Annotated in this window: 9 protein-coding genes; 7 read left to right on the top strand and 2 right to left on the bottom strand. The window is 52.4% G+C overall.

Features of this window, described 5'->3' with window-relative positions:
* Positions 1-18 precede the first annotated feature (18 nt).
* The 7 genes from HH216_RS10900 to HH216_RS10870 all read left to right on the top strand — a co-directional run bounded on the left by HH216_RS10900 (position 19) and on the right by HH216_RS10870 (position 10,417).
* The gene (locus HH216_RS10900) at positions 19-1,167 is read left to right on the top strand and encodes a hypothetical protein (RefSeq protein WP_169550849.1); all 1,149 of its coding nucleotides are present in this window, start codon (positions 19-21) and stop codon (positions 1,165-1,167) included.
* 192 nt (positions 1,168-1,359) lie between these two features.
* A complete protein-coding gene (locus HH216_RS10895) occupies positions 1,360-2,520 on the top strand; it encodes an OmpA family protein (protein ID WP_169550848.1) in 1,161 nt (386 codons plus the stop codon).
* A complete protein-coding gene (locus HH216_RS10890; protein WP_169550847.1) occupies positions 2,517-3,446 on the top strand; it encodes a hypothetical protein in 930 nt (309 codons plus the stop codon). Before HH216_RS10895 ends, HH216_RS10890 begins: the two co-directional genes overlap by 4 nt.
* Positions 3,443-4,738: a hypothetical protein gene (locus HH216_RS10885; protein WP_169550846.1), complete on the top strand. Its 1,296-nt coding sequence runs from the start codon at positions 3,443-3,445 to the stop codon at positions 4,736-4,738. The genes HH216_RS10890 and HH216_RS10885 overlap by 4 nt, the downstream gene beginning before the upstream one ends.
* 35 nt (positions 4,739-4,773) lie before the next feature.
* Positions 4,774-8,304 carry an Ig-like domain-containing protein gene (locus HH216_RS10880; protein WP_169550845.1) on the top strand — a complete coding sequence of 1,177 codons (3,531 nt, stop codon included), beginning with the start codon at positions 4,774-4,776 and terminating at the stop codon, positions 8,302-8,304.
* Positions 8,305-8,346: 42 nt separating this feature from the next.
* Positions 8,347-9,342, top strand: coding sequence for a hypothetical protein (locus HH216_RS10875; RefSeq protein ID WP_169550844.1), 996 nt, complete (start codon positions 8,347-8,349; stop codon positions 9,340-9,342).
* Positions 9,343-9,673: 331 nt separating this feature from the next.
* A complete protein-coding gene (locus tag HH216_RS10870) occupies positions 9,674-10,417 on the top strand; it encodes a hypothetical protein (RefSeq protein ID WP_169550843.1) in 744 nt (247 codons plus the stop codon).
* Between the two features lie 234 nt (positions 10,418-10,651).
* On the opposite strand, the gene HH216_RS25820 is transcribed toward HH216_RS10870, so the two are convergent.
* Both HH216_RS25820 and HH216_RS25815 read right to left on the bottom strand, forming a co-directional pair.
* Entirely contained in the window at positions 10,652-12,628 is a 1,977-nt protein-coding gene (locus HH216_RS25820; protein ID WP_254448780.1) for an RICIN domain-containing protein, read from the bottom strand.
* Between the two features lie 137 nt (positions 12,629-12,765).
* Positions 12,766-14,316: an NHL repeat-containing protein gene (locus HH216_RS25815; RefSeq protein WP_254448779.1), complete on the bottom strand. Its 1,551-nt coding sequence runs from the start codon at positions 14,314-14,316 to the stop codon at positions 12,766-12,768.
* Between the last annotated feature and the right edge of the window lie 307 nt (positions 14,317-14,623).

Here is a 14,623-nt window from a genome sequence, read left to right as displayed (position 1 = left end):
ACAAGTAACCCCACATCTATGAAGCACCTTCTACTGTCCATCTTACTGGGCCTGTCTGGCAGCGCGCTCGCGCAGGACGCCATCTACACCAAAAACGGGCACCAATTACCCGACGCACGCCTGACCGACGTTCAGGACGACAAAGTATCGTTCACCATCAACGGCAAGACGCAGACGTTCAAGCGGGAGAATATTCTGTTTGCTTTTACCAGCAACGGCAATTATCTGGTTATCAACGAACTGAGCACCAATACAACAAAAGCACAGGAACAACTCAAGACGTTTCTGGCCGCTCCACCCCGCAACGACGACCGTGACTACCTGATTCAGGCCGTGCCACTGAAAGTGATTCCGGCCATGATTGCCTACGAAAGCGATCAGTTGGTCAACTACAACACACTCGAGGGCAAATCCGGCTCGATCTCAAAAGGGGAACTAGTGGCCATCCTGCACCGTGACGGGCATCACACCATCCTGCGCCCCGACTATGGCGAGGTATCCCCGCTGCTAGAGGCCGTACATGATCGCATCAGGCCCAATGCTTCTCCCAAGTCGGTACAGACCAAGCCCGAAATTTCTTCTGGACCAGAAAAGGCGAGTGAAAATCCACCGCGCAACGACTCGTCAGTCGTTATAAAACAAACAGAAGTTGATATTGCAGCAAAATATAGTCTTAGCCCTAGTCAGCAGCAGTTATACAGAAAAAAATCACTTCAGAAGGTAAACGAGTTCGTCGCTTATCTAAATGTCATTACGAACAAATCGCTGCCTACTACCGTCCGTGATGAAGCAATTAGAAACGCTTGTGAACTGTTCATGGAAGGTTCTACGATGGAAGTAACGTCCACAAGCCAGCCTGGATCTAGAAAATATACCATAACTGAATACTTGAACAGACTCAAACTCATATCCTATAGCTCCACCAAAATAGAATGGAGCGAAGTAAATTTTATAAAAGAATTAACCCAAGCAGTCGACGGCAGTTATTACGGCCTCATCTCAGGTTCGCAGAAATTTACAGGTAGCAGCAATGGTCGGGTGAAGTACATTGATTACACTGATAAAAATGTCCGGGTCAAATTAAAAAGGGGTATAAAGACTCAGGACGGAGAGGAGGTAGTAACCTGGGATCTTCTTCTGGGATCCATTAGTGTAGCTCATCAGTAAATGGTAAGCCTTATATATAGATGGCTTGCCGCAGTATTACTCACCCTGTCGGTTTTCCCTGCCGTTGCTCAGCAACCTGCTGAGCCTGCGGGGATTTCACTATCGGGGGTACTGATCGATCACAGCACGAAACGACCGTTGGGTAACTGTCGCCTTACAGCAAAAACCCCAACGGGAAACGTGCAGGTAAGTTTGAGTGCTGATTCTGGCAAGTTCTCCGGAACCCTGCCCTACGCAGCAACGACCTTGCTGGTAGAATGTGCTGCCTATCAGTCACGGTTGATTCCGATTCAGCGGTCGACTGGTAAGGCGTCTGTCGTAGTGATTATACCGCTCCTGCCCGTGACAGAACAGGCAAAGAATAAACCCTACCGGCAGACTGAGCAGACAGCGTATGTGCAGGACAACGAAACGCGTTCGGCGGGGCACGATACGGCTGGTGTACAACGCGGTATATTTCGGGTCTTCGACGCTACCCGTAATACGCCATTACCAGCAACCGTTTGTTTTTTCTTCACAAAATCAGGGCGCAAAACCTGCCTGACAACCAATGCCTCGGGCCAAGTATCACTCGCGTTTCGGGAGCGCGACATTGTTGCCCTCGAAGCTTCAGCCTCTGATTATGAACCTTACGCGGGCAACCTGGTCATTGAGCAGTTGGGTGGTTCATCGGTTAAGCACGCGATTCCAATGAATCGTACCCTGACACTATTAGCCGTTGAGGCCAAAGGAGCTACCCGTTGCATGATTCGGGTCGGCCAGCAAATCGTACCGTTGACAGTCCTACAACCCGGTCGATTTGCGGCCTACGACCTGCTGCCCGGTCAGTACGAATTAAGTATAGGGTACGGCAAACACGCCGTACAGCGAACAGTCGACCTCCGTAGTGGCCTGAACTGGACTTCGTTCACCAAGAGTGCCGATACTATTGCTATTGTAAAATCCCCTCGGCCCGCTACCGCACCGGAGCCATCGGTACGTAACCACGAGTTGGCCCCGTCGCTGTTGTCGATTGATTCGATTCCAATGATCTACTTCGAGCAGAGCAGCTATGTGCTCAGACCCGATTCGCAACGCGTATTGCAGCAGGTGGCACAGTACATGAAAACGCACCCGGACTATACGCTGGAGATTACCGGCCACACAGACAACGTGGGTACGCCTTCGCTGAATCAGACGCTATCGATGTACCGAGCCATGGTAACGGCCAGCTTTCTGGCCCGGCAGGGCGTCGACGACGACCGGTTCATCAAAGCCGGGCTTGGCGGTAATCAGCCACTAGCAACAAACGACACTGAAATCAATAAAGCCCGCAACCGACGGGTATCGCTGAAATTAATTTCTACTCGATGAGGAAACGTTACGCAATTAGAGCATTGGGCTTGCTAATAGCATTGACCGGTGTCAACATCGGCTGTCATCAGGAACCCGCCGTGCCCAAATCAGCCATTCCACTAACCTGCCAGATTTATCAGATAGCAGCCGTTGAAGAAAACGTACACGATACGACAACGTTTACCTACGACGCTTTCGGTAGCCTGACCGAAAGTCACTTCCGGCGTTGGTGGCTGGATACACTGAATACCCGTTTACGCCAGACTTATTCCTACAACGCCGATCACTATCTGACGATCCGGGTGGATCAGCAGGATCGGCTCGGCCGATCAACTGAGCGACGTAGCTACGACTATTCGTACCAAGATGGGCTAATTCGGCAGGTGGTCGTTAAGGACTACCAGTCGGGTCAGATTACGGGCTACCTCGATTACGAGTACGACAATGGCAAGCTGAAAACTTACAAGGAGAGCAACAGCCAAAAGACAGTACTGCGCCAGTACACCTTCGACACATCGGGCAAGCTGACCGATTATCAGGACCCGGACCAGTTGACTTCAGCACAAGTGACCAACGGTAAGATAGTATCGAAGCTGTTTAAAAACGGCGCCCGCGTTGCTAGCACCTTCGACAGTCAGGGACAACTCATCAGCGAGACGACCCTTGCCGGTACCGCCGAAACGAAAACCACCTACACTTACGACAACGAGCCGTATTGGGATAAAACACAGCTCCGGCTGCGCGGCATACCCATCGTAGACATGGGGGGCCATATGAACGTGCATAACCTGACCTCGGTAGCTGTTCAGCAGACAGTTGGCGGGCGAGTCACGCAGGCCCGCACGCTTACCTACCGGAACGCGTACAACCAGGCACGCTACCTGTTCGGCTACGCCCGCAGCGACGGTGCTCAGCAACGAACTATATACGCCAACTGCTTATGAGACACAAACTTATACTCCTCTTACTTGTACTGTGTGGCTTTTCCGGCGCGTCGGTAGCGCAGAAGAACACGGCCAAAGTATATGTGGCGAAAGTCACGAGCGGTACGGGCATTATTGCTAACAAACGCGACCGGGATGAAATCACGTTTCAGGCAAAGAACACAATCAAGGAGCTGGAAGCAACGCTCAATATGCTGACCGATACCAGCCTGACTGAATCGGAGCGTACCACCATCATCGAAAACTGCTACTTACCCAATCAGAACAAACTGTTTCTGAACGATGCCGTCGTAATCGAAGATGATATCGACCCCAGACACCGGAGTGCATCGACCACCGCCGACCTGCAAGTTGACCGCTACCTGCGGGATTTGGGTCTGTTTTACGTAAAGACCACGCCCCAAGCAACCATTGCTTTTACTCAACAGATTGCAACGGCCATACAGCAGGGTAAAGAACACCCTTACATCAAAGTCTTCTTTCTATCAACCTTCAAAGGAAAACGATCGGATTCAGATACACTGTACCAGCCTAATCAACGTGTAGCAGAACTGCGCCCCGAAAAGGTAGACGGTAAGTGGCGCACGTATATTACGCGCCTGGCATTTCCTCAACCCGGCGAAGGGGTGAGCGAGTTGACTAAGCCCATTATAACTGCGCTCGAATCAGTCAAACTACCGGCTATCAAGGGCGACGAAACAACGTTCCGACGCATGGACGGGCTGGCTGATTCGCTGCTGGTAAAATGGGATCAATCGTATTTCAACGTCATTCGGTCGTCGACGTCAGCCGTACCAGTCGGAGCCTATCAGCGCAGTGGTGCGGTCATCGCCGACCAAACGAGCTTACGGATCACACTGACAGACAACGACCAGCAACTTGCCTTCACCCGCATCGATAATACCAGTATTCCGTTCCAACGTGTGGGTAAAAAGCTGCCACCACCAGGTACTGTTACAGGAGGCAATCGTCCAAAACCAATCGTAGCCTGGCTGCAAATCGTGATCGGGGCGGCTGCGATTACGGCAAGTGTCATCGGCTACTCGTCAATCCGTAGCAGCTACGACGCGTATACAACCAGGCTCAGCGCGATGAATGCCGAATATGCCGTCTGGCAGACATTGTCGCAACAACAGGGCGTGTCCCCAGCCGCGCCGATGTCGTTTAGCACCTACGCGCAACCCGGCATTTACGGCGTCTACGGTGGTACTACCGTCGGCAGTGGCCTTATCATCAACGGTGTTCGGCAGTTACTGAAAATCAATAAGCTTAACAAACAGGCTGCCCGGTGATGACATCTCAACCCACTCCATTTCAAACTCAACCTATGCCCTCCTTTTTACGAACCTACTGGCTTCCGATACTTCTTTTCATCTGTAGCCTGACCCCATTGGCCGCCCAGCCTACACTGACGCTCTACTATGGCGACCCGGCCGCCAGCCCTGATGCTGCCTTCGACGGCAACGTGTTACAGGCGGGCAGTCAAATTGGCGATGCGCCGATCTACGCCAAATTTGGCGGCACTGGCACCAAATCGTTTCAGATCGACTCGCCGGGCGAAAACAAAACCATCACTGTCGATAAAGACGGCTTCTTTTTCATACGACCAACGGCCAGTATGGTTGTCGACGCCAGTAAAATCAAAAATTTTACGGGTACTGTGACCGGCTCGGTCAGCATCACAGTAAAGCAACTTGCCATTACAACAATCAGTGCCAATGTCACCTCCAGCGTGACGCCCGGCTCTGATCTGTTGATTTCCTACACAACAGGAGCCGGTACGTTTCCCGTCGACCTGACCGTCAATGGCTTTACGGTTAACCTGCTGACTTCCAGCGGCAGTTACGTTACTACCTTGCTCTCACCCGCCGACCAGTATAGTGGACGGGAGCAGAAAGGTTCCAGCTTTGGGGGCACCCGAACGATCCGAGCAACAATACCTGCATCCGTTAGTAGCGGTACATACCGGGTGCAGGTTTCAACAACGGCCCTGAATCAAAACGTGATCGGTAGCCAGAGTCCGACGTTTACTATCGCGGCCAACAACCCCTCTATCACGGCCAGCAGCATCAGCACAACAGCCTGTGCCGGGTCGTCGGTTTCGTTTCCATTCACGGTCACAGGCGGTACGTTTCCCAGCGGGACAACATTCAACGTCCAGCTCGTCAGTTCATCCGGCTCAGTGCAGACCTTGTCGGGAGCATCAGCCAGTTCGCCAATCTCAGCCGTCATACCCGCTAGTTTATCGACAGGCAGCTATTCCTTTCGAATCGTTAGCTCAACAGGTGCTACTAGCAGCATCGCGACAATACCAGTACGCGGGTTACCAACGATGGTCATCTCAGGCGGGGGAACCGTAAACGTGGGGGCTACAGCTCCGGTTGTACTAACCCTGACCGGCGTTGCCCCGTGGACAATTATCTATACAGATTATACATCGGCCACATCATCGTCGCTACGTAGCGTGACGACGTCGGTAAGCCCATTCACGATCTACCCGACATTCTACGCGACAACGACGTATTCAGCCACACAGATTAGCCTCCGCGATGCTGGCAGTTGTGGTACCAATGCGCCTATTTCGGGCTCGGCGCAGATCAACGTCGGACAAACGACCATCACGACGAATACGCTGTCCGGTACGTTCTGCCCCGGCACCACTATTTCGGTTGGCTTCGTAACCAGCACTGCGCTGCCATCCAATGTTACGTACCAGGCTGAATTGTCCGATGCCAACGGTAATTTTTCAAGTCCTACAGTCATCGGCAGCGGTAGCACCAGCCCGATCAGTGCCAGACTACCGGAACAACCCGACCTCAGCCTCAACTACCGGCTGCGAGTGGTTGCGCAGAAACCCGCTACGGCTGGCACGACGGACTACAGCAGTCTGACTACACCTGTGCCTACGGGCCTGCAAATTACCCGCCCGGCGGGGCCAATCGTCTCTGACGTGTCGTTCTGTCCCGGTGAGTCGCTAAAACCGCTGACGGCCATCGGTGCCAGTGTAAGCTGGTTCTTACAAGGTTCGACAGCCGTTGTTGGTAGCAATCCAATACCGGCCAATAACCAGTCGAGCGTTTATCTGGCTAATCAGATGGTCAATGGCTGCGCGAGTGTACTGTCTAGATTAAACGTGATCATGAAAGACGTTCCCGCTGCGCCGTCCGTTAGCAACGTAACCGTGTGTCAGGGTGGTCAGGGACAGTTCAACGCATCGATACCGGGAGCGCTCTGGTACACCAGTGCAACGGGCGGCAGTGGTTCCAGCCAGCCACCCGGCATTAACAGCCAGTCAGCCGGTGACCAGACGATTTACGTATCACAAACCGTCAATGGGTGTGAAGGACCACGCGCAGCCGTGAAAGCAACCGTCACGGCACCACCAGCCGCACCAACCGTTACCACATCAACTGTGTGCCAATACGCGACTGCCAGTCCGCTTACGGCCGTAGGCGCGAACCTGATTTGGTACGGATCATCCGGGCAACTTGCCAGTGCGCCCACCCCCAGTACGTCGGTACCAGCGACGCTGACATACGGCGTTACGCAGACCGTCAACGGCTGTCAAAGCGCACAGGCAACAGCTAGCGTCGTTGTGCAGGCAGCTCCGGCTATGCCAACAGCCAACCCGGCCCGGTACTGTGTTGGCGACACGCCCCAATCGCTGACGGCTACAGGCAACGGTACGGCTTTCCGCTGGTACCAGACGGCATCGGGTGGTGCGGCTTCCACCACAGCACCGGGTTTCTCTACTCAGTCGCCCAAAGTGCTCACGTTTTACGTCGCGCAGGTCGACGGCGGTGGTTGCGAAAGTCTGCGCCAGCCGGTATCGATATCGGTTGTAGCAGCTCCATCCACGCCATCCGTGACGGCGCAGCAGTTTGCCTGCCAGAATACGGTTGTGGGTCCGCTGTCAGCCAACCCCGGCACCGGATTAATCTGGCAGGGATCGGGTATCAACGGCAGCACAGCTACCGCCCCAACGCCCCTTACAACGCAGCCGGGCACCTTCACCTATCTGGTTACCCAGCAGGCTGGTAGCTGTAGCAGCCCCGCAGCCCGGATCTCATACACGGTAAACCCGCAGCCTGAAGCCCCCCGCGTGCAGTCGCCGGTAAGCTTCTGTCTGGGCAACACCGCCAGGCCGCTTTCCGCCACAGCCACTGGTCAGCTGACCTGGTACGTCAACCCCGACCGGTCGGGCACGGCATCAGCTTCACAAACACCAGATTTAAATACGGTGGGCAGGAAACTGTATTACGTTACGCAGCGCGACGGCAACAACTGCGAAAGCATCAACAGCATCGTTGAGGTGCGGGTAGCCAACCGAGCCACCGCCCGGATCACCGGCGACGGTAATATCTACCCCGGCGACAGCACGGCCCTCCGCGTGCGACTGACCGGCGACGGCCCCTGGACATTCACCGACTGGACGGGCAAACCCATCACCACGCAGGATTCGCTATATGTAAGCTGGGTACGACCAACGGCTACCCGTGCCTATAGTATCACTAATCTGCAAAGTGCCTGTGGAATCGGCGACAACGGTAGCGGGTATACGCTGACCGTCCGGGCACCACTTGCGGCCCAGCCCATCGCCGAACCGCTGACCGTTATCGCTTACCCCAACCCTACCCCCGGCGACCTCACCGTCGACTGGAGTTCGCCCACGCGCCAGCCAATCACCCTACAGATCGTCGACGCAACAGGGCACATTATCCGGCAGGTAAACCGCACGGCAACGACCCTGCGCCAGACTGAGCAGTTTCAACTAGGCCCCCACCCAACCGGCCAATATTATTTACGCGTACTCAGCGACACGAACACCCCCGTCATCCGCACCATAACGAAGCAGTAAATCATCCTTTTTTATAACGTCAACCTAAATTTCACATCACCCATGTTAAGTTTCAAGCAATTCACTTTTCCCCCAATAGGGCAACTGAACAATAATCCATTTGATCCATCCCTTTCCACCAAAAGACGTTGGTTTTATACCAAAAAGAACGAACTCAATTTTGGTGTAACATTACCTGGCCTGTGCGAAACAACAGATTACTCGACGCAAATGCTTGCCTTCTTCGGTATATTGTTGCTGGAGATAATTCCAACTGTATACGGAATAGCACAAGGCTTATTATGGGAAGCTGTAGCAGCAGCAATATTAATAGATATAGCACTAGCTATAGCATCTCATCTATGGCACAATAAAATTCTTGTTGCTAAAAATCAACTGGTTATAACATCTAACCCTATTCAGATTCAAAACATACAAGGCGAAATAAGCAAGTACAAAATCTGGACTAATTTTTTCTATGCCTTAATTTTCCTTTCGGGCTGCATAAAGTTTGCTTTCTTTTACGTAGCATACATCTATGTAGACGCCATATCAGGTGCGGTTCTAGTATGCTATTTGTTAGGCGCGGTCTTACACATTACTTACACGGGTTACTTTATTTACACATCCAGATATTACTGGTTTGTCAACAGCGAATACAATCAATACTTGAAGACGGGTGGTGGCAGATTCGCCATAAATATAGTTAACAAGCAACCTATATTAGTAGATGGCGCACAAGTTGCGCTCAACACCGCTCAAATTGGATTACATAGAATTTCTGTAGATAGCAAAGGCACGTATTTCTTCGAGACACTAGGCATAATGACTGACAAAGAACTCGTTGGTTTCATTAATGCTCAGCAAAGTCAAATTGCGCAAAGTGTAATCGCAAAAGAGGGATTGAAGCATCAGCTTCAATCTTTGGGAATTCTTCCGAATGGAGTCAATATGCAGAACAATCCCGGACCACAATTCAACGTAGCTGCTATCAATCCCCCAACAATCAATGGCGTGAGTGCAAATCAAAATATCATCACAGGTAACACACAAAACTAGTTTCGATATGCACGCTTACATAGCAAGATACACTACGGCTAAGATCATTGCACTAGCCACAGTATGCCAAATTCTTTTAGGGTGCGATGGTAGCGGTGAGAAGATAGACCGAGTAAAGCTGAAAATAATCTTCACAAACAAGCCGACGACGCTTTTCAACGAAGGCAATAAACTTTCGCCGGACGGCATCACTCTCTTAAGTGGTATGCACATAGAAAGACCGTGCAAAGACACGGTCATATTAGACCCATCTTTGATCAGAGCAGACATAGACAATTCTGATACGTCTGTTGCGTACCCAGTCGAAAGATCTAGTCTTACTCGAACGACAATGAATAGAGAGTTTAAGCTTTTAGGAGAGCACTTGCAAAAAACAATTATTCCGTCCTCTCTAACAGGAAAAACCACAACAAAGTCTGATAGTCTTTTCAGATCATACGTTCTATCAAACAACGACCTGAGCGCAGATTCACTAGTTGTTTATTTGACGACTAAACGGGTCGATTCACTAGAAATAAACGCAAAAAAATATAAAGCGTTTTCTGACATTGGATTAGTCAAGAAGCAGATTGAGACTATCCTTTGTAGTAATTCGAAAGCAACGATCGCTTTGCTCATTGATCCACCTAGCACTGCCATATCGTCTCAACTGACGATCACTGACATACAGCAGAATTGTAACATGAGCACATTGACTGTTCAAGCCGTTGGAGGTAATGGTAGCCCTATCATGTATGGTATTGATGGATTGAGCAGCGGTCAGTTAAGCAATAAGCTTACATTACCCAAAGACATGAGAAACGGCAAATCATTTGCTGTTTTCGCTATGCAAAAAGGACAACGGGTTAGGAAACAGTTTACGACCAGTTGTCCTTTAACATCACCTCAAGGAACGGTTGAAGAAAGTTCGACTATTTCTCGACGTACTGTAGTAAGTAGAAGATGGACGCGGGTGGCTGGCAGCAATTTTTGCGTAGGTAGTTGTATACTAGCATATACTGAAAAGGACAACCTAGGCAACACTCGTGAGCGTAGGGTTGATAATTACGCAGGCTGTTGCCCAGCCAATAATTAAAAACAAAAATCCGGTTTACGGTCGCCCGATGAGCCACCGTAAACCGGATACCGAAAACTGTAAACCGCCTTATTCTACCGTTACTGACTTGGCGAGGTTGCGGGGCTGGTCGACGATGCGGCCGCGCATAACGGCGATGTCGTAGGCCAGCAGTTGCAGGGGAATGAGCGTGTGGTATATACCTTTCACAACCAGCCCTCCCTTCTACTATCTGTCGAAGGGAGGGCTGGTTGTTTATCGGGCAATCAGTAATTTTTGGGAGACCACTGTATGCTGATCTGTCCAATGCACGGTGTATTGACCAGTGGGCAGCGAATGCACTGATACACGCTCTTCATCACTTGTACACCGTACTGTCAGCACAGTCTGCCCGGCTGAATTGACAAACGATACCAGCTGATCCGCAGCTCCGAGAATCGTAACATAGTTCGTTGCCGGATTGGGATACATCAGCAACACCGCTTCTGTCGATATCGATGCTGATTCAACACCAACCCGACCTCCTGCTGAACCAACCTCAGTGAACGTGAACTTCTGGCTATCGATGTTTTGGCAGGTGTTCTGCACGATAAGTGCGCCATTAGCAGTCGACTGCCCTTGTACGTCTAGGCATTTCTGACTGTGGTTAGCCATGATTTTGAAGTAACCACCACCAGCATCCACCAGCTTAAACTGCTGGTTTGCCTGCCCGTTCATCATCCATTGATTAACCTTCGCGCCATCTGCCGTCGATACGCCGACAATGTCGAGCGCTTTACCGCTGTTTACCGACTGAATAGTAAAGTAGCCCGTAGCAGCCTGCTTCAGTGTCCACTGCTGGTTTTTTCCACCGTTGTACGTCCATTGAATGATTGACGCGCCGTCGGCTGTCGACTGACCGGAAACATCGATGTTTTTATCGCTTTGCTTCGCTTTTATGTAATACGTTTTGCCAGCAGTCGGACCCGTTGATGCAGGTGCTGGTGTAGTTCCGGTAGCAGACACGCTTCCGGCAAAGAACCGCAGTTGCTGAATGTCGATCGTCCGCTCGTAGTTGCGGCCGTTGCACCAGAAAAATAATCGGACAGTGCGCGGCTTTTGCAAATTACCACCGGCTTCCAGCGACCCAGTCTTTACGGCCGGATAGTTCTGGTACTTGATCGACAGGGTTCCGTTGTCCAGGCTGATGTCAATCGCATCCGCTGCCGTCGCCACCGCCGATGCCGGATCAAAGTAGTACCCCTGTGCAATCGTCTGCCCATTGGCGATCGTTTTGACGGGTGGGTTGCTCGGGCCGAAGTACACTTGCTGATACAATCGGGCCAATACCTTACCCGCGTTGTCGAGCACTTCGAAGTACGACCCTCCCGAGTCCGACTGATCGGGCGTACCGTTGTTGGGGTTTGTGTTGTCGAAGGTGATGACGCCACTCAAACGCCAGCTGCTCAGGCTGCTATTGTTACCCAGATCGCGTGTAACCGTATACCGACTATTCGCCTTCGAGAAATTAACATACAGGTCAGGGCTGTCGAAGCGGTTATACCGCAGGATACTGGTCTTCACCGTCCATTTGTTGCCACCGTCCACGACGTTGTCGGTAGCTGGGTTACGGTTCCAGCCAGCCGCACCATCGCTTACGACACTGGACGGCGAGAGACCGGCCAGCAGATCAATACCTTCCGTACCCGACGTCGAACTGGCCGTTGAGTAGGTATTAATATTTTTTAAGTTGATGACCTGCTCCTGAACCGACTGCATGTTGTCGATGCGCCAGCGGTGTATGCCACCCCAGCCCGACTCTTCGCCGTGGTACAGGTAGGTAACGCCATTCGACGCCCGCACAGCCGTTCCGAAATATACGTTACCAGCCATGCCCGCCACCGGCCGGCCGTCCGGCGCTTCGATCCTCACTTCGGGGCCGGTTTTCCCGAAAATACCCAGCAACAGCCCGTTATCATATACGTGCTGCCACTTGTTGACCTGGCTACCTTTCCAGAACTCCCCGTGGTAATTCCAGAAGATGTGACGGTCCAGCACCGTGATGCCGCCCCCACCGTACTCCACCCCGTTGCCCACATCGTAAGCCCCATCATCGGGATAGATCCCTTTGTAATCGCGGGTAGTTGCCATCGCCGTTTTCCAGAGCCACTTGTTATCGCCTACCCGCAGCCCGCCCAGGTGATAGCCGGCTCCCGTAGGGCCGTTGATTTTACCCTCGTCGAAGGAAACCACAACACCCGACGAGGTCGTCTCGCCCGTACGGCTGTATCCGCCGTACCAGTTGATCGGCTCGCCACCCGAGCTAACCGGCGCGCTGGCGTATGAGGTAGCGGGTGCCCAGACCGGATCGTTGTCAGCATCGAAGCCCGTCAGCCGGCGCGACTCCCAGACGACAGCCCCGATGTGCCGTTGAGGTTGTTAACCGACTGCCGCAGCGATCCATCGCTGGCAATGTGATAAGTGTAGCGGTTCTGCGCGTCGAAGGCCACTTTGGTGATGCGAAGTGGCCCTTTGCTGGGCAGCTCGGCCAGCACCCACTTGTTATCGTTGAACCGACGCAGAAAGCCGTACACCCGCCCATTGGACAGCGTCAGTACGTCCCGAAAAATGTTGGTGATGTACGTGTGGTTGATCGTCAACTTCTCGAAATAGTTGGCCGGCACGCTTGCCCGCCAGTTTTTTGCCAATGTCCATGACCCATTGGTACCACCGAGGGGCTTCGTGTAGTCGATGGCAAACTCCTGAAATTCCGACAGCAGCCGGTTGGGGTTGTTCTGATCGATGAAGCAGCTGTAATTATTCTGGAGGTACATGATCCGATCAACAAACGAACGACCGGCCGAGTAATGCTGCATGCGATAGTTGCCAGAATCACCCACCCAGAACGAGCCATCGGGCGCGAACGCCAGAAACGTGTCGTTGATCAAACCACTCACATCCGAGAAATAAAACTTATCATCAGCCACTGTCGGATCGGTTCGGTACCCCCCTGGCTGGCCGAATGTCCAGACGCTGGCTCCGGTGCTGTTGCTGAATGCCTTCACCTGCTGGCTACTGCCCCCATCGGCCACCAGCAGTGTCTGGTTGTCGGGCGAGACCGCCAGCGCCATCGGGGTCTGCAATCCGGCCAGCGAGAGTTCAGCCTTGCCCAGCGTCCCATCATTATTTACCGTGAATCGGCTAACCGTGTTTCCGTTGATGACCCACAAATTATCCTGACCATCGACGGCCAGCCCGGCCGCATCGTTGAAAAACAGCGACTGCACCAGGTTACCAGTCGTTTTATCCAGTACCCGTATCTGATGCCGGCTCTTGTGCGACACAAACAGGTACTTCCCGTTTTTTTGAACGGCCATTCCCGTTACTACCCCGGCCGCTCCGTTGATGACGTCGATTGCCGACGCGTAGGTCCGGCCCATCGTCATTTTCAGCGGCTGCCCGCTGGCAAATGACTGTTCGCCGTCGTCGCTGGTGCGGGTGGCAAAGACAAACCAGTTATTGCCGTTGTTGTAGCCATCGTACCCCGCCCAGTACACCAGTTTCCCATCCGTGGCGACGAAGAGGGTGGCCTGGTCGGTACTTCCTTTTGGGAAAAAGTCCATCCGCTGCTGTGGACTTGACAGGGCGAGCTTGGCCTGTGAGGGATTGCCTTCGGCGTAGCCCGCCCCGTAATAGGCGTAGTTACCGGCGATGGCCATGCCCTGGGCATGCAAAAAGGCGCGTTGCAGTCCATTTCCCTGACTGTTGCCAAAGGATGAATTGCCGATCACGCCCTCCCAGGAGTAGGAAACGTTGTTGGCCAGTAGCCGGACATCGTAGTTGGCCGATGCCACAGTCTGCCCCTTGTCGTCGAGCCCGTCCCAGTATTTGGTATACGTGCCGGCGTCCATTGGCACGGCGCTCCACAGCGTACGAACCAACACGCCGTCTTTGGTGAAGACGCCAGCACTTGTTCGGTTCTTACCAGATAGAGAAAACGTAAATGGGACGGAGCGTTTAGTTTGTGCATGACACACAAAATCGAATGCGCATAGAAGGACAACCAGCGTTGTCCACACACAATACTTTTTCACAGTTAACAAAAGTTTATCTTACGGTGAAAGGCAATACGAAGCTATAGGGGACATATTTTTGTCTATCCTGTTCATTGACAGACTATTAGGCTAGCGTATTCATTTACTTGCATAAGAGAAAAGTAAATGAATACATGTTAATACACTTTAATTT

This window comes from Spirosoma rhododendri (assembly GCF_012849055.1).
GTDB classification, from domain to species: domain Bacteria; phylum Bacteroidota; class Bacteroidia; order Cytophagales; family Spirosomataceae; genus Spirosoma; species Spirosoma rhododendri.
This window is presented reverse-complemented; position numbering and strand designations above follow the sequence as displayed.

Bases quoted from the DNA above. Each gene is read 5' to 3' on its own strand.
- HH216_RS10880 (WP_169550845.1), top strand. From the start codon at position 4,774: ATGCCCTCCTTTTTACGAACCTACTGGCTTCCGATACTTCTTTTCATC.
- HH216_RS10885 (WP_169550846.1), top strand. From the start codon at position 3,443: ATGAGACACAAACTTATACTCCTCTTACTTGTACTGTGTGGCTTTTCC.
- HH216_RS10900 (WP_169550849.1), top strand. From the start codon at position 19: ATGAAGCACCTTCTACTGTCCATCTTACTGGGCCTGTCTGGCAGCGCG.
- HH216_RS10890 (WP_169550847.1), top strand. From the start codon at position 2,517: ATGAGGAAACGTTACGCAATTAGAGCATTGGGCTTGCTAATAGCATTG.
- HH216_RS10870 (WP_169550843.1), top strand. From the start codon at position 9,674: ATGAATAGAGAGTTTAAGCTTTTAGGAGAGCACTTGCAAAAAACAATT.
- HH216_RS10875 (WP_169550844.1), top strand. From the start codon at position 8,347: ATGTTAAGTTTCAAGCAATTCACTTTTCCCCCAATAGGGCAACTGAAC.